General features: G+C 74.3%; 16 protein-coding genes. 12 read left to right on the top strand and 4 right to left on the bottom strand.

All coding sequences use genetic code 11. The annotated features are described in order from the left end of the window. Nucleotides 1–20: 20 nt before the first annotated feature. The 5 genes from ACH4SI_RS18110 (at nucleotide 21) to ACH4SI_RS18090 (ending at nucleotide 4357) form a co-directional block, all read left to right on the top strand. Complete coding sequence (locus ACH4SI_RS18110; RefSeq protein WP_398296740.1) at nucleotides 21–689, top strand: CBS domain-containing protein; 669 nt, start codon at nucleotides 21–23, stop codon at nucleotides 687–689. Next, nucleotides 686–1579, top strand: a complete 894-nt coding sequence (locus ACH4SI_RS18105) for a universal stress protein (protein WP_398296739.1) — start codon at nucleotides 686–688, stop codon at nucleotides 1577–1579. The genes ACH4SI_RS18110 and ACH4SI_RS18105 overlap by 4 nt, the downstream gene beginning before the upstream one ends. Nucleotides 1580–1872: 293 nt before the next feature. Then, nucleotides 1873–2940, top strand: coding sequence for an alcohol dehydrogenase catalytic domain-containing protein (locus ACH4SI_RS18100; protein WP_398296738.1), 1068 nt, complete (start codon nucleotides 1873–1875; stop codon nucleotides 2938–2940). A 6-nt stretch (nucleotides 2941–2946) separates the two neighbouring features. Further along, nucleotides 2947–3660, top strand: a complete 714-nt coding sequence (locus ACH4SI_RS18095; protein WP_398296737.1) for a pyridoxamine 5'-phosphate oxidase family protein — start codon at nucleotides 2947–2949, stop codon at nucleotides 3658–3660. A gap of 31 nt (nucleotides 3661–3691) precedes the next feature. Next, nucleotides 3692–4357, top strand: coding sequence for a CBS domain-containing protein (locus tag ACH4SI_RS18090; RefSeq protein WP_398296736.1), 666 nt, complete (start codon nucleotides 3692–3694; stop codon nucleotides 4355–4357). A gap of 30 nt (nucleotides 4358–4387) precedes the next feature. Here the strand turns inward: ACH4SI_RS18090 and ACH4SI_RS18085 are convergent, their stop codons facing one another. Continuing rightward, nucleotides 4388–4969, bottom strand: coding sequence for a hypothetical protein (locus ACH4SI_RS18085; protein ID WP_398296735.1), 582 nt, complete (start codon nucleotides 4967–4969; stop codon nucleotides 4388–4390). Between the two features lie 347 nt (nucleotides 4970–5316). On the opposite strand from ACH4SI_RS18085, the gene ACH4SI_RS18080 reads away from it, so the two are divergent. Both ACH4SI_RS18080 and ACH4SI_RS18075 read left to right on the top strand, forming a co-directional pair. Next, the gene (locus tag ACH4SI_RS18080; protein WP_398296734.1) at nucleotides 5317–6036 is read left to right on the top strand and encodes a response regulator; all 720 of its coding nucleotides are present in this window, start codon (nucleotides 5317–5319) and stop codon (nucleotides 6034–6036) included. A 49-nt stretch (nucleotides 6037–6085) separates the two neighbouring features. Next, nucleotides 6086–6994, top strand: a complete 909-nt coding sequence (locus ACH4SI_RS18075) for a hypothetical protein (RefSeq protein ID WP_398296733.1) — start codon at nucleotides 6086–6088, stop codon at nucleotides 6992–6994. Here the strand turns inward: ACH4SI_RS18075 and ACH4SI_RS18070 are convergent. The 3 genes from ACH4SI_RS18070 to ACH4SI_RS18060 are packed head-to-tail and all read right to left on the bottom strand — an operon-like array spanning nucleotide 6933 to nucleotide 9973. Continuing rightward, nucleotides 6933–8645: a GAF domain-containing protein gene (locus tag ACH4SI_RS18070; RefSeq protein ID WP_398296732.1), complete on the bottom strand. Its 1713-nt coding sequence runs from the start codon at nucleotides 8643–8645 to the stop codon at nucleotides 6933–6935. The two genes, ACH4SI_RS18075 and ACH4SI_RS18070, sit on opposite strands and share 62 nt — an antisense overlap. A 19-nt stretch (nucleotides 8646–8664) precedes the next feature. After that, a complete protein-coding gene (locus ACH4SI_RS18065; protein ID WP_398296731.1) occupies nucleotides 8665–9147 on the bottom strand; it encodes an NUDIX domain-containing protein in 483 nt (160 codons plus the stop codon). A 37-nt stretch (nucleotides 9148–9184) separates the two neighbouring features. Continuing rightward, nucleotides 9185–9973, bottom strand: a complete 789-nt coding sequence (locus ACH4SI_RS18060) for a methyltransferase domain-containing protein (RefSeq protein ID WP_398296730.1) — start codon at nucleotides 9971–9973, stop codon at nucleotides 9185–9187. A gap of 85 nt (nucleotides 9974–10058) precedes the next feature. Here ACH4SI_RS18060 and ACH4SI_RS18055 point away from each other — a divergent pair, with 85 nt between their 5' ends. The 5 genes from ACH4SI_RS18055 (at nucleotide 10059) to ACH4SI_RS18035 (ending at nucleotide 13845) form a co-directional block, all read left to right on the top strand. Then, nucleotides 10059–10565, top strand: a complete 507-nt coding sequence (locus tag ACH4SI_RS18055; RefSeq protein ID WP_398296729.1) for a winged helix-turn-helix transcriptional regulator — start codon at nucleotides 10059–10061, stop codon at nucleotides 10563–10565. Nucleotides 10566–10635: 70 nt separating this feature from the next. Further along, nucleotides 10636–11106, top strand: a complete 471-nt coding sequence (locus ACH4SI_RS18050) for a DUF2267 domain-containing protein (protein WP_398296728.1) — start codon at nucleotides 10636–10638, stop codon at nucleotides 11104–11106. A gap of 329 nt (nucleotides 11107–11435) precedes the next feature. Further along, entirely contained in the window at nucleotides 11436–12113 is a 678-nt protein-coding gene (locus ACH4SI_RS18045) for a peptide deformylase (protein WP_398296727.1), read from the top strand. Between the two features lie 140 nt (nucleotides 12114–12253). Next, on the top strand, nucleotides 12254–13012 hold the full coding sequence (locus ACH4SI_RS18040; RefSeq protein WP_398296726.1) for a GNAT family N-acetyltransferase: 759 nt from the start codon (nucleotides 12254–12256) through the stop codon (nucleotides 13010–13012). A 74-nt stretch (nucleotides 13013–13086) separates the two neighbouring features. Further along, a complete protein-coding gene (locus ACH4SI_RS18035; protein ID WP_398296725.1) occupies nucleotides 13087–13845 on the top strand; it encodes a lysophospholipid acyltransferase family protein in 759 nt (252 codons plus the stop codon). Nucleotides 13846–13908: the final 63 nt, after the last annotated feature.

Genomic DNA, 13908 nt, shown 5'->3' with positions numbered 1-13908 from the left:
TGGTCCGCGAGGAGGCGGGGATGAAGCATCGCAAAATCGGCAACGTGATGACCGACGAGGTCGTCCGGGTCGGCCACGGGGCCACGTCCGACGAGGTCGGCGCGCTGCTGAGGCGGCACCGGATCGGCGGGCTGCCCGTGGTGGACGAGGACGACAAGGTCGTGGGCGTGATCACCGGCACCGATCTGGTCGGCCGGGGCGGCCGGGCCGATGGGGCCGACGGCGCTGACGGCACCGACCGGGCCGTTCCGGCGGGACAGCTGATGTCGCGGCCCGCCGTCACCGTGCGCCCGCAGGACTCCATCGTCGACGCCGCGCGCTCCATGGCGCGCCATCGCGTGGAGCGGCTGCCCGTCGTGGACGAGGAGGACCGGCTGATCGGCATCGTCACCCGTCGCGATCTGCTCGGCGTCTTCCTCCGCCCCGACGACGAGATCCGCGCGGAGGTCATCGACGAGGTGCTGGTGCGGTCGCTCTGGCTCCGGCCGCAGTCGGTCGCTGTGACCGTCACCGACGGCGTCGTACGGCTGGAGGGGGAGCTGGACCGGCACAGCGAGATCCCGATCGCGGTACGGATGGCCGGGCAGGTGGACGGGGTGGTGGCGGTCGTGGACCGGCTCACCTACCGCGTGGAGGACGACTCCCGCCCGGCCGCCCCCGCGGGCGGTGCGCCCGGAGGTGGGGCGTGACGACGCGTAACGGCGGCCGGGTCGTGGTCGGTCTGGACGGCTCCGACAGCGCCTGGCATGCCCTGGACCGGGCGGTCGGCGAGGCGCGGCGGCGCGGCGCCACGCTGGAGATCGTGCACGCCTGGCCCTGGGCGCGGACCGATCCGCTCGCCTTCGACGCGGAGGCCGAACCGCCGCGGCCCCCGGTCGAGATCGCCCGGACCGTGCTGCGGCTGGCCATGGCACGGGCCGCCGAGCAGGACCCGGAGCTGCGGGTCGTCCCCACCCTCACCCCGCAGGACGCGGTGCCCGAGCTGCTGCGGATCGGCGAACGCGCCTCGCTCATCGTCATCGGCACCCGGGGGCTCGGCGGCTTCACCGGGCTGCTGCTGGGCTCGGTCGGGCTGCGGCTGGCCGCCCACACCCACCGCCCGCTGCTGGTGGTGCGCGGCGACGCCCCCGCCCCCGCGTACGGGCCCGAGGGCCACGGCAAGGTGCTGGTCGGGGTGGAGAGCGGCGCGGACGAGGCGGCGGCCCGGTACGGGTTCGAGGACGCGATACGGCGCGGTGCGCGGCTCCGCGTGCTGTACGCCTCGGCCCGCCCCCGGCTCTTCGCGGGCGACCACGCGCTGCCCTCACGGGAGGCCGTGGCCCTGCGGGCGGAGCGGGCGCAGGAGGTGACGTATCGCGTGGTGGCCGCGCTGCGCGAGGAGTTCGGGCAGGTGCGGGTGCAGGAGCACACGGCACGCACCGCGCCGGCCCAGGCCCTGGTGGAGGCGTCGCGAGCGGCGGACGTCCTGGTCCTGGCGGTCCAGCGGCGGGCGCCAAGGCTGGGCATGCAGCTGGGCCCGGTCACCCACGCGGTCCTGCACCACGCCCACTGCCCGGTGGTCCTGGTCCCGGTGGCCTAGCGGCGCCTGATACGGGACTCCGCCCCGCGACGGACGGCTGGGGTCTCCCTGAGCGTCGTCGCGGCCCGGTTGGGCCGGATGACCTGGGCGGGGGCCGGTTGGCCCTAGGCGGTGGGCACCCCTGGCGTGGTCGCCTGGAAGCGGCACCGGGGGCATTCGACAGACGCGGAGAAGCGGACCGGTCAAGCGCCACGTAACCGGGGACCGCGCACCGCGCAATCCGGGCCCACGAGAAGCGGGCGGCCCCCGTGTGCCCCCTACGCATCGCACGCCCCGCACGAGAGGAAGCGGCCATGAAAGCACTCGTCTTCCAGGGGCCCGGGCTGTTCTCCTGGCAGGACGTGCCCGACCCCGCGCTCGAGGACGCCACCGACGCCATCGTCCGCGTCGACACGGTCACCATCTGCGGCACCGATCTGCACATCCTCAAGGGCGAGGTGCCGGACGTCCGGGCCGGGACGGTCCTCGGGCACGAGGCGGTCGGCGAGGTGGTCGAGACCGGCGACGAGGTGCGCGGCGTACGCCCCGGGGACCGGGTGCTGGTCTCGTGCATCTCGGCCTGCGGCCACTGCCGGTTCTGCCGGGAGCGGGCCTACGGGCAGTGCCGCGGCGGCGGGGGCTGGGTCCTGGGGCGTTCGATCCACGGAACCCAGGCCGAGTACGTCCGGGTACCGTTCGCCGATCTGTCCACGCACCCGCTGCCCGCCGCGGCCGACGCGCAGTACGCGGTGCTGCTGGCGGACGTCTTCCCCACCGCCTACGAGGTGGGCGTGCTCAACGGCCGGGTCTCGCCGGGCGACACGGTGGCGGTGGTCGGCGCGGGCCCGGTGGGGCTCGCCGCGATCGCCACCGCCGAGTACTTCTCCCCCGGCCGGATCATCGCCGTCGACCTCGCGCCCGCCCGGCTCGACGCGGCCAAGCAGGTCGGCGCCGACGCGGTGGCAGACGCCACCGAGGAACCCGAGCGGCTGATCGACGACCTCACCGAGGGGCTGGGCGCCGATGTGGTGATCGAGGCCGTGGGGACGCCGCGGAGCTTCGAGGCGTGCACCCGCATGGTGCGGCCGGGCGGACGGATCGCCAACATCGGTGTGCACGCCCGGCCCGCGACCCTGCACCTCGAAGAGCTGTGGGAGAAGAACGTCACGATCACCACCGGGCTGGTCGACACGTACTCCACGCCCACGCTGCTGTCCATGCTGGCCGCCGGACGGCTGCCCGCGTCCTCGCTGATCACCCATCTGTTCGAACTCGACCAGATGGAGGAGGCGTACGACGTGTTCTCCCGGTCCGCCGACACCGGCGCGCTCAAGGTCGCGATCGGCGGGCACCATCCGCCCCTGGTCACCCGAGGGAAGTGAACGGTGATGTCCGAAGCGTCCAGGACGGCCCCGGCGGGCGCCCGGCCCATCGGCGGCGGAGGGGACCTCGGCCGGCGGGTGGCGCTACGGCGCGAACAGCTCGGTCTCTCCCGGGCGGCGCTGGCCGCGCGCGCGGGCACCTCGCCGGGCTATGTGCGCTACGTCGAGGAGTACCCGGCCGATCCGGGCGCCGGAGTGCTGCTGCGGCTCGCCGCGGCGCTGGAGACCAGCCCGGCCGAACTGCACGGCGGCACCGCCATGTCGCCGCCGGGCCCCGGCCGGGCCGCCCGCGACGCCGAGCTGCTGGAGCTGGGCCCGTGGCAGTGCCGGGAACTGCTCGCCTCGCACGGCGTGGGCCGGATCTCGGTCTCCACCGCGCCGGGACCGGCCATCGTGCCCGTCAGCTACAGCCTCGTGGACGACACCGTGGTGTTCCGGACCGCGCCCGACGCCGCACCGGCGGCCGCGGCGGGCGCCGAGGTGGCCTTCGAGGTGGACCACATCGACGAGGCGCTGAGCGAGGGCTGGAGCGTGCTCGTCGTGGGCCGCGCCCGGCGGGTCACCGACCCGGCGGCGGTACGGCGGCTGGACGACGCGGCGTACACCCCGCCGTGGCCGGGCGGCGGCCGCGATCTGTGGCTGCGCATCGATCCCGCGCACATCACCGGCCGCCGCGTCCGGGCGCACGGCGGACCGGTCGGCGGCGGCACCGCGCCCTGACAGGGCTGAACAGGACTGTGAGGAGGCTTCCGTGTCCCGGACCGCGCGCATCGTGAGCGATGTGATGACCCAGACCGTCGTCGCCGTCGGCCGCGAGGCGCCGTTCAAGGAGATCGTCAGGACGCTGGAGCAGTGGAAGGTGAGCGCCCTGCCGGTGCTGGCGGGCGAGGGCCGGGTCATCGGTGTGGTGTCCGAGGCGGATCTGCTGCCGAAGGAGGAGTTCCGGGACAGCGATCCGGCGCGGCTGGCCCAGCTGCGCGACCTCCCCGGCATCGCCAAGGCGGGCGCGGTGAGCGCCGATGAGCTGATGACGAGCCCGGCCATCACGGTGCACGCGAACGCGACACTCGCCGAGGCGGCCCGGATCATGACCCACCGGCGGGTCAAGCGGCTTCCGGTGGTCGACGACGAGGGCCGGCTGGAGGGCATCGTCAGCCGCGCCGACCTGCTGAAGGTGTTCCTGCGGCCGGACGAGGAGATCGCCGATGAGGTGCGCCGCGAGGTGGTGGCCCCTCTCTTCCCGCCGCCGGGAGGGGCGGTGGAGGTGCGCGTGAGCGAGGGCGTGGTCACCCTCACCGGGCGGGTCCGGGACGCCGTGCTGATCCCGGCCGCGGCCCGGCTGATCCGTGCGGTCGAGGGCGTCGTGGACTTCGACAACCAGCTGACCACCGCCCATCTGACGGGGCCACCGGCCTGAGATCGCCACTCGGCTCGGAGATCAGGTGGATCAGGTGTGGCGTCGCGTCCACCGGGGGCCGACCTCGGCCCACGCGCGCTCCCACTCACGCTCCCGGCCGCGGTCCAGCCGCCACCGCACCACCCCGCGGCCCGCCAGCGACACCAGGCACACCCCCGCCGACGCCGACGCACCGGCCAGCGTGGCCCGGGTCGCCGCCTGCCGTCCGGTGGGCGGGTCGGGGACGAGACGGCCTCGGTCATCGGTCCAGACCGTGGTGGCCGTACCGGCGCGCCTGCCCTCGTCCACCCGCGCCGTGCCGGTGTGCACGACGCCGTCCGGCGCGGTCCACCGCACCCGGGCATGCACCCGGGCGGTGTCCGTGCCGTCGGCGGCGGGCAGCGCGGCGGGCGCGTTCTCCATCAGCACCGCGGGCACCCGATGCCGGTCCGCGCGCTGCTGCTCCAGGTTGGCCGCCACCGCGTCGCCGGTCGCGACGCCCGCCGCCGGGCCGCCGACCGCTATCACCAGGCCGGTCACCAGGACCACCCAGGCTTCCACCACGTCCGAGCGGCGTTTGAGGGGATTGCGCCGCCATCGCCACAACCACCGCCCCCGCACCTTCGTGCCCATGATTCAGACCGTGGCACGCGCGCGATGGGGATACGAGGGCCGTGCAGCCCTCTCCGTCGGGGGCCTTTCGGTCCCGTCGCCGCCGCGCGGGGGACCGTTCGGCCCTGGTGTGCACGGGGCGGATGCGCCACGCTCGTCTACCAGGGGGTGTCTTGCCGGTCAGGCCGGATCAGCGAGCGGCGTCTGGTGCAGGGGGCACCTCCCAGCGGTAGCTGGGGGAGGCGCGGAGTGCGACGAGCGCGGCGCGGCGAGGTGCCGTGCCAGGCGTCGGGAGCCCGGCATGACCGGCAAGACACCCCCTAGGAGCCGTGGGGGACGGACGAGCGGATGAGCGGTGCGAGGGCGCCATGACCGAGACCTGGGCCGGGACACGGGTGACACCACCGGCGCCCATCAGGGTGTTCCTGCTCGACGACCACGAGGTGGTACGGCGCGGTCTGCACGATCTGCTGGACGCCGAGCCGGACATCGAGGTGGTCGGCGACGCCGGAACGGTGGACCACGCGCTGGCCCGGGGCCCGGCGCTGCGGCCCGACGTGGCCATCCTGGACGTCCGGCTGCCGGACGGGGACGGCATCACGGTCTGCCGTGAACTGCGCTCCCGCATGCCGGGGCTGGCCTGTCTGATGCTGACCTCGTTCGACGACGACGATGCGCTGCTGGACGCGATCATGGCCGGGGCCGCGGGCTATGTGCTCAAGCAGATCAAGGGGTCCGACCTGGTGTCCGCCGTACGGACGGTCGCGTCCGGCCAGTCGATGCTGGACCCGGCCACCACCGCCCGGCTGATGAGCACCCTGCGCGGCGACGCCACCCCGCAGGAGCCCCGGGACGAGGCGCTGGCCGGGCTGTCGCCGCGGGAGCGGGAGATCCTGGCGCTGATCGGCGAGGGGCTGACCAACCGGCAGATCGGCAAGCGGCTCTTCCTGTCCGAGAAGACGGTCAAGAATCACATCTCACGGCTGCTGGCCAAGCTGGGCGTCGAACGCCGTATCCAGGCCGCCGTCCTGGCCAGCCACGCGCCCCAGGCGCAGGCCCCCGACGCCCGTCCCGCCCCGCCCCGCTGACCCTGTCCCCACGCAGCCGGTTCGACGCCTGCCAGGCGAGGAGAAGACCATGGAGCCCGCAGTGCTGGACGCGGCGACGCTGGAGAAGCTGATCTCCGCCGCCGTCGCCGCTCCGTCGATGCTCCACGCCCAGCCGTGGCGGTACCGGCTGAACCCGGACACCGTCACCCTGGAGGTCCGGGCCGCCCCGGAGCGCGGTCCGCGGCAGGCCGACCCCATGGGGCGGGCGCTGTGCGTCTCCGCCGGGGCCGCCGTGTGCAACCTGCGCGTGGCCGTGGCCCACTTCGGCTGGGAGCCGGTGGTCCGGCTGCTGCCGCACCGCTCCCAGCCGGACCTGCTGGCCACCGTGCGGCTGACGGTGTCCCCGCGCGGCGGCGCCGCCCCGCCGCCGGGCGGCCTGTACGAGATGATCTGGCGGCGGTCCGGCAGCCGGTACCCGTTCCCGGGCCTCCGAATGCCGCCGCGTGAGCTGGGCGCGTTCGCCGAGGCCGCGCGCGGGGACGGGGCGACGCTGTATCCGGCGGGCCCCGAGGAGACCGCGCGGCTGCTGCGGCTGACCGCGGAGGCCGAGCGGCGCACCGCCGAGGACCACCGGCGCGGGGCGGTCGACGGCCGGGCGCGCGGGAGCGGCCCGTACAGCGCGGACGGCCGTCCGCCGACCGCGGTCATCGAGAGCCGGCCCACGATCGCCGTGCTCACCACCGCCCATGACCGGCGCGCCGACTGGCTGCGGGCCGGTCAGGCGCTGGAACACGTCCTGCTGCTGGCGACGGCGCACGGCGTCCGGGCCTCGCTGCTGCACCAGGCGCTGGAGTGGCCCGATCTGCGCTGGGCGCTGAGCGACGGGCGGCGCGCGCCCGGTCATGTCCAGATGCTGATCCGACTGGCCCCGGGCGTCAGCGGTCCGGCAGCGGAACGGCCCACACCAGCCGGGTTCCACCGCCCCCGGGCGCGGTGAGGTCCAGCCGCCCGCCCAGTTTCTCGGCGCGCTCCGCGAGGTTGCGCAGGCCGCTGCGGCGGCCGCCGTCCGGTATGCCGACGCCGTCGTCCGTCACGGTGAGGGTGAGCCGGCCGCCGTGCACGATCAGCGAGACCTCGGCGGCGTGCGCACGGGCGTGCCGGGCCACGTTGGACAGCGCCTCGGCGAGCACCGCGACCATGTCGTCGGCGACCGGCCGCGGCACATCGGTGTCGACCAGCCCCTCGGTGCGCAGCGCGGGGGTGAAGCCGAGCGCGGGCACGGCCTCCTCGATGGTCTTGGCGGTACGGACGCGCAGCCCCTGCACCGCGGGGCCCGCCTCGTGGGAGCGCAGCCCGAAGATCGTGGAGCGGATGATTTTGATGGTGTCGTCGAGGTCGTCCACCACCCGCAGCAGCCGTTCCGAGCCCTCCGGGTGCTGGACGAAGCGCAGGGTGCTCTGGAGCGTCATCCCGGCCGCGAACAGCCGCTGAATGGCCAGGTCGTGCAGGTCGCGGGCGATCCGGTCGCGGTCCTCCAGCAGGGCGAGCTGTTCGGCGTCGCGCCGCCGCTCGGCCAGCCGCATGGCGATCGCCGCCTGGCCCGCGAAACCGAGCAGGGTGTCGGTCTCGATCTGGGTGAAGGCGGGGCTGCGTTCGTTACGGGCGAGGGAGAGGACGCCGCCGACCCCCTCGCTGGTGCGCATGGGGACCGCGACGGCCGGGCCGAGGCCGTTCCAGCGTCCGGGGCCGTCCGTGATCCGGGGGTCGTGTCCGACATCGGTACTGGTGACCGGCTCGGACGCGGTGAAGGCGGCGCCGGCGAACGTGCCCTCGCGGGGCAGCACCAGACCGCGGTGCGCCTCGGCGTCGGTGCCCGACGCCAGCGCGACCTGGAGGGAGTCGGAGCCGGTGACGGGCAGCAGCAGCACACCCAGGTCGGCGGAGAGGATCCGGCGGGCGTGGTCGACGATCAGCTCCAGCACTCCGGTCTCGTCCACGCCGGACAGCAGGTTGTTGGTGACGTCGGCGTTCGCCTCCAGCCAGTGCTGGCGGTGCCGGGCCTCGTCGTACAGCCGGGCGTTCTCGATGGCGACCCCGGCGGCCACGGCGAGGGTGGACAGCACCGTCTCGTCCTCGCCGTCGAACTCCTTCCCGCCGCGCTTCTCGGTGAGGTAGAGGTTCCCGAACACCTCGTCCCGCACCCGGATGGGCACGCCCAGGAAGGAGTGCATCGGCGGGTGGCCGGGCGGGAAGCCGTACGAGGCGGGGTGGTCGGACAGCTCGGCCAGCCGCAGCGGCTCGGGGTGGCGGATCAGCTCGCCCAGGATGCCGTGCCCGGCCGGCAGCGAGCCGATCGCCGCGCGCTGCTCCGGGCTGACGCCCACCGGCAGGAACTCGGCCAGCCCCTGGTCGTCGCCGACCACGCCCAGCGCCCCGTACTCGGCGTCCACCAGCACCACCGCGGCCTCGACGATCCGCCGCAGCACCTGCCGCAGATCCAGCTCGCGGCCGACCGAGAGGACCGCTTCCAGCAGGCTGCGCAGCCGGTCCTGGGTGCCGCTCACCGCGTCGATGCGCAGCTGCAGCTCCTCCAGCAGCTCGTCCAGGCGCAGCCGGGGCAGGGACTCGGAACTCCTCACGTTCTCCATGCCCACCACCGTGTTCCCGTCAGCGTGTCCCGGCCGCCCCGTCCAGCAGTTCGCCGAGCCGGTCGAGGAAGATCTGCTGCTTCGCGATGATCTTCGTACGGGCCGTGTCGAGGTCCAGCCAGGCGACCCGGTCGACCTCGGGGAACTCCCGCGTCCGGCCGGATCCGCGAGGCCATTCCATGGCGAACGTGCCGGGTGTGATCCGCTCCGGGTCGAGGTCGCCCGCCAGGGCCCAGGCGGTGACCAGCTTGCCGCCGGTCTGCCGTACGGTGCCCAGCGGAAGAAGGTCGCCCGCGGGCGGCGGCAGCCCCAGCTCCTCCTGGAACTCGCGCCGCGCGGCGGCCTCGGGCGGCTCGTCCCCCTCGTACTCCCCCTTGGGCACCGACCACGCGTGCTCGTCCCGGGTGGCCCAGAACGGCCCGCCCATATGGCCCAGCAGAACCTCGGTGGCCGGGCCCGTCCCGCGGTAGAGCAGGAGCCCGGCACTGCGCTTTCCCGTCACAGTGCCAGTGTGCGCCGGAACACGCGGTGTGCCGCGTTCAGCCGCCGAAGCCCGGTCGGCCCTTCAGGGCGTATCCGAGGTAGGTGACCCGCGGCCGGGCATCCGGGGCCAGTACGAAATCGGCCATCGACGGGATCCGCTCGTCGGTGATCCGGCCGCGGCGGCGGGCGACGGTGGCGCGGATGAGTCCGCGCGGATCCCGGGGCCGGAAGTCGCAGATGTCCTCGTTGCGCAGGCCGTGCCGGTCGAGCGCGGCGGCCAGTTCGGCGGGGGTGCGCAGCCGGGCCGCCGTGTAGCGGCCCGGGGGCATGATCCGGGTGAGCGGGAGGCGCTGGAAGGCGCCGAGGTAGATGAGCCGGGACAGCGGGGTGCGGTTGACGGTGTCGTAGACGAGGACGCCGCCGGGGCGCAGCACCCGGGCGGCCTCGGCCAGCGCCCGGTCGGGATCGGGGGTGATCTCGAAGGTGTCGGCGTAGTAGGCGAGGTCGAACGAGGCGTCCGCGAGGCCCAGTTCCTCGGCGGGCGCGGTCCGGTAGGCGACGGCGGGGTGGTCGTGCGGGTGGGTCGCGCGGGCGATGCGGGTGGCGGCGGCGGACGGGTCGACGGCGGTGACGTCGAAGCCGAGCCCGGCCAGGCCCCGCGCCAACAGCCCGCGGCCGCTGCCCACGGCCAGGGCGGGGCGGCCGGACGGGGTGCGGCCGAGGGCCGCGAGGGCGCCGCGGAGATACGCCAGCCGGCACTCCTGGAAGGCGACGGCCCTGATCTGGCGGCCGTCGACGGCCTCGGGCGAGTCCGCGTCCAGCTCGATGCGCGGTGCGGTGGCCATCGCGTTCTCCTTCATCCCTGGTGCGGGTTCCCTGAGGGAACTTAACATCATGGGTTCCCCGAGGGAACTCGGGTAGGGTCGGGGCATGACCCGTACTCCGCTCGCCGACGTGGCCTGCTCGATCGCCCGCGCCACCGATCTGTTCGGCGACGCGTGGACCGCGCTGATCATGCGGGACGTGCTGACCGGGGTCAGCCGCTTCGACGACCTCGCCCATGACCTCGGCATCTCCCGCAAGGTGCTGGCGGCACGGCTGTCCCGGCTGGTCGAGGAGGGCGTCCTGGTCAAGGAGCGCTATCAGGAGCGGCCGCCGCGCGAGCACTACCGCGCGACCGAGAAGGGCGAGGAGCTGTATCCGGTGCTGCTGGCGCTGATGAACTGGGGCGATCGCTGGCGCGCCGGTGCGGACGGGGCACCGGCCCGCATCCGCCATCTCACCTGCGACCGGGACACCACCCCCGTCACCGTGTGCGCGCACTGCGGCGATCCGCTGACCGTGCACACCACCACCCAGCTCCCGGGTCCCGGCGGGCACACCGGCCCCGGCACCCGGGTCCTGGGCCCGCTGCTCGCCTCCCGCGAACCGGGGTGACGATTCGCGGGGGCGGCCCTGGGCACTCGGCAGGGCGAGCCGGGCACCCGATTCCCGAGGAGCGCCGATCATGCGCTACGAAGAACTGACAGGCCAGGTCCAGGAACGGGCGCGGCTTCCGGACCGGCAGGCCGCCGAGAGGACCGTGCGCGCGACGCTCGAAACGCTCGCCGAGCGGATTCCGGACGGGCTGGCCGACCATCTGGCGGCGCAGCTGCCCACGGAGGCCGCGGAGCCGATCCGCCGGGTCATCGCCTCCCACGAGGGCTCGCCGGAGCAGCGGGCGCACCACCGTGACCACGGCGAGCGGTTCGGCCTCACCGGCTTCGCGGGCCGGATCGCCTGGCGCGGCGAAGCCTCCGAGGACGAGGCGATCCGCGAGGCGAGCGCCTTCTTCGAGGTGCTGGACTCGGCCGTGGACCCGGAGCTGATGGAGAAGGTGTACGACGCGCTGCCGGCCGACATCCGGGAGCTGCTGCCGGAGGCCCGGGCCGTCCAGTACGGGGACGCCGAGGGCCGGGGCGGGGCCGCGGGCGGCTGAGCGCGGGGCGACGCACCGGCGGCCGCGGGAGGTCAGGGCCTCCGCGGCCGTCGGCGGTTCGCCTCCGGCCGGGAGCTGACCGGGGGCTGCCGCTCCGCCGTGTACCAACGGGGAGAGACACCGCGGAGCGGCAGCGAACCGAGTCTCGGGAGGACCCGGACGAGCCGCGGAGGCGTGGGATTCCCCGGCGGCTCATCAGCGGGTACGGAGCGCGTCCGTACCGCGTTCACCGTTTGTCCGATCGTGAGCAAGAGGCGGAGACACCCGTTCCGGGGGCCGTCGCCCGCCGACGGATTGCCCCCGCCCGGCCTCCTTGCCAGGCTGTCCCCATGCCCCTCACACCCCTGCCCGAGCTGGTCGAAGAACTGCTCACCGGCTGCCATCCGCTCCCCATCGTCTCCGCCGGTGTCGCCGTCCTGCGGCAACCGGCCCTCCCCTACGACGGCCAGCTGTCCGACGGCCAGTTGGAGCGGCTGCTGCGGGCGATGCGCGAGACCATGCACCACGCCCCCGGGGTGGGGCTGGCCGCGCCGCAGATCGGCGTGCCGCTGCGGCTCGCGGTGATCGAGGACCCGGCGGAGGTGGCGGCCGAGGTACGCGAGGCGCGCGGCCGGGTGCCGCAGCCGTACCGGGTGCTGGTGAACCCGTCGTACGAACCGGTCGGCGACGCCCGGGCGGCGTTCTTCGAGGGGTGCCTGAGCGTCCCCGGCTGGCAGGCCGTGGTCAGCCGGCCCGAGCGGATCCGGCTGCGCGGGCAGGACGAGGCGGGCCGCGAGCTGGACGAGGAGTTCACGGGATGGCCCGCCCGGATCGTCCAGCACGAGACGGACCATCTGGACGGTGTGCTCTATCTGGATCTGGCCGAAACTCGTTCCCTCTCCTCCGCGCAGGCCGTCGACGACCACTGGTCGCAGCCCACCCCGGCCGCCGCGGCCCGGGCGCTCGGTTTCCCGCTGCCCGGGGAACACGGGGCTCGGGGTCGCCAGGGGGCCCACGACGCTCTTTAGCATCTCGTCGTTCGCCCTGTGGCATGTTTTCGTCATCGGCTGGCAGTCGCCGAATCACCACGCGGACACTGTGCCGTTCGGAGCCGGAGCAAGAGTGGTGTCCTCACCGCTCCTGACGGTCCCCTGAACGGAGAACAGGAATGTCCGTGCTCACGACGTCCCCGGCTGCGGCCTCCACGAGCTCGTACGTCACCTCCATCGCCCATACCGAGGAGCAGATCCACGCCGCGCAGCGACTGCGCTACCAGGTGTTCGGCGAAGAACGGGGAGGGGTGCTGACCACACCCTTCCCAGGCCGTGACGTGGACGAGTTCGACGCCGTCATGGACCACCTGATCGTCACGGACACCGCGACGGACACCGTGGTCGGCACCTACCGGCTACTGCCCCCGGGGCGCAGCGAGCGGCTCTACTCGGACACCGAGTTCGATCTGCGGGGGCTTCCCGAGGAGGTGCGCTCCTCGATGGTCGAGGCGGGCCGCGCCTGTGTGCACCCCGATCACCGCTCCGGCGCGGTGATCAACCTGATGTGGGCCGGCCTCGCCCGCTACGTCCTGCTGTCCGGCCACCGCTACCTCGCGGGCTGCGCCTCGGTCCCGCTCGGCGAGGGTGAGCAGGCCGCGTCGAACGCCTGGCTGCTGGGCACCACCAAGCACGCCGCCCCGCCCGAGCTGCGGGTCCACCCGCTCGACCCGTGGGTCCCGACGCAGCCGCTGGACGCCCGGCCCGGCTACGCCGAACTGCCGCCGCTGCTCCGCGGCTACCTGCGGGCCGGCGCCTGGGTGTGCGGCTCCCCGCAGCACGACCGGAACTTCAACGACGCCGACTTCTTCGTCCTGCTGGACACGGAGCGGATGAACGACCGCTACCGCCGCTACTTCCTCGGCGACTCCCGGTGACCGTGCCGGTGAGCGTCAACGCGAACCTTCCGGCCCACGCGTGGGCGGCCTGGTCGCCGTGTTCCCCGAGCTGCGTGTCACACGCCGCTGACCGGCTGCCCGCCACCCGGATCGCCCGCCGTTACGCGGCGTTCAGCCGGGCGATCATGAGCGCGCTGATCCGGGGCGAGGGCATCGGCGACCCGGAGTGCTTGCGCTCGCTCGCCGCGTCGATGCTGGACGCGCTGGACATCCGCCTGGAAGTGGCGGGCGACCGCACGCTCAGCGCACCGGGCGGCACCGGCACCCTGGTGGTGGCGAACCACATCTCCTGGCTCGACATCATCGCGCTGCTCGCCGTCGAGCCGGTGATCATGCTGGCCAAGCGGGAGGTGGGCACCTGGCCGGTGGTCGGTCCGCTGGCGAAGCGGGCGGGCACGATGTTCCTCGACCGCGGCTCGCTGCGCCGGCTGCCGGGCAGCGTGGCGGGGATGGCGGAGCGGCTGCGTGCCGGCCAGTCGGTGATGGTCTTCCCGCAGGGCGTCACCTGGTGTGCCGGGACGGGCGGCAGCTTCCGCCGGGCCACCTTCCAGGCGGCACTGGACGCGGGCGCCCCGGTACGGCCGGTGTCGCTGGAGTACGTCCAGCACGGCGCGCCCACCACGGTGGCCGCCTTCGTCGGCGAGGACGACTTCGGAACCTCGCTGCGCCGGGTGGCCAGCGCCACCGGGCTCACGGTGCGGGTGTATACGCACCGGCCGCTGCTGCCCGCGCACGGCACCGACGACCGGCGCACCCTGGCGGCCCGGGCGCAGGCGACGGTGTGCCGTGCGCAGCTGTCCGTTCACAGCTGAGGGCTGACACGTAACAGATGACAGCTGACAGCTGACGTACGGTGTCCGGTGCACTCCGGACAC

Source organism: Streptomyces sp. NPDC021212 (genome assembly GCF_044332925.1).
Lineage (GTDB): Bacteria > Actinomycetota > Actinomycetes > Streptomycetales > Streptomycetaceae > Streptomyces.
Note: the sequence above shows the minus strand (reverse complement) of the source record. Positions and strands in the feature narration are given on the sequence as shown.

What these genes read in the sequence shown, in the direction of transcription:
- ACH4SI_RS18060 (WP_398296730.1), bottom strand. Translation starts at nt 9,973, where the DNA reads ATGGCCACCGCACCGCGCATCGAGCTGGACGCGGACTCGCCCGAGGCC.
- ACH4SI_RS18050 (WP_398296728.1), top strand. Translation starts at nt 10,636, where the DNA reads ATGCGCTACGAAGAACTGACAGGCCAGGTCCAGGAACGGGCGCGGCTT.
- ACH4SI_RS18055 (WP_398296729.1), top strand. Translation starts at nt 10,059, where the DNA reads ATGACCCGTACTCCGCTCGCCGACGTGGCCTGCTCGATCGCCCGCGCC.
- ACH4SI_RS18080 (WP_398296734.1), top strand. Translation starts at nt 5,317, where the DNA reads ATGACCGAGACCTGGGCCGGGACACGGGTGACACCACCGGCGCCCATC.
- ACH4SI_RS18040 (WP_398296726.1), top strand. Translation starts at nt 12,254, where the DNA reads ATGTCCGTGCTCACGACGTCCCCGGCTGCGGCCTCCACGAGCTCGTAC.
- ACH4SI_RS18100 (WP_398296738.1), top strand. Translation starts at nt 1,873, where the DNA reads ATGAAAGCACTCGTCTTCCAGGGGCCCGGGCTGTTCTCCTGGCAGGAC.
- ACH4SI_RS18045 (WP_398296727.1), top strand. Translation starts at nt 11,436, where the DNA reads ATGCCCCTCACACCCCTGCCCGAGCTGGTCGAAGAACTGCTCACCGGC.
- ACH4SI_RS18095 (WP_398296737.1), top strand. Translation starts at nt 2,947, where the DNA reads ATGTCCGAAGCGTCCAGGACGGCCCCGGCGGGCGCCCGGCCCATCGGC.
- ACH4SI_RS18085 (WP_398296735.1), bottom strand. Translation starts at nt 4,969, where the DNA reads ATGGGCACGAAGGTGCGGGGGCGGTGGTTGTGGCGATGGCGGCGCAAT.
- ACH4SI_RS18075 (WP_398296733.1), top strand. Translation starts at nt 6,086, where the DNA reads ATGGAGCCCGCAGTGCTGGACGCGGCGACGCTGGAGAAGCTGATCTCC.
- ACH4SI_RS18110 (WP_398296740.1), top strand. Translation starts at nt 21, where the DNA reads ATGAAGCATCGCAAAATCGGCAACGTGATGACCGACGAGGTCGTCCGG.
- ACH4SI_RS18070 (WP_398296732.1), bottom strand. Translation starts at nt 8,645, where the DNA reads ATGGAGAACGTGAGGAGTTCCGAGTCCCTGCCCCGGCTGCGCCTGGAC.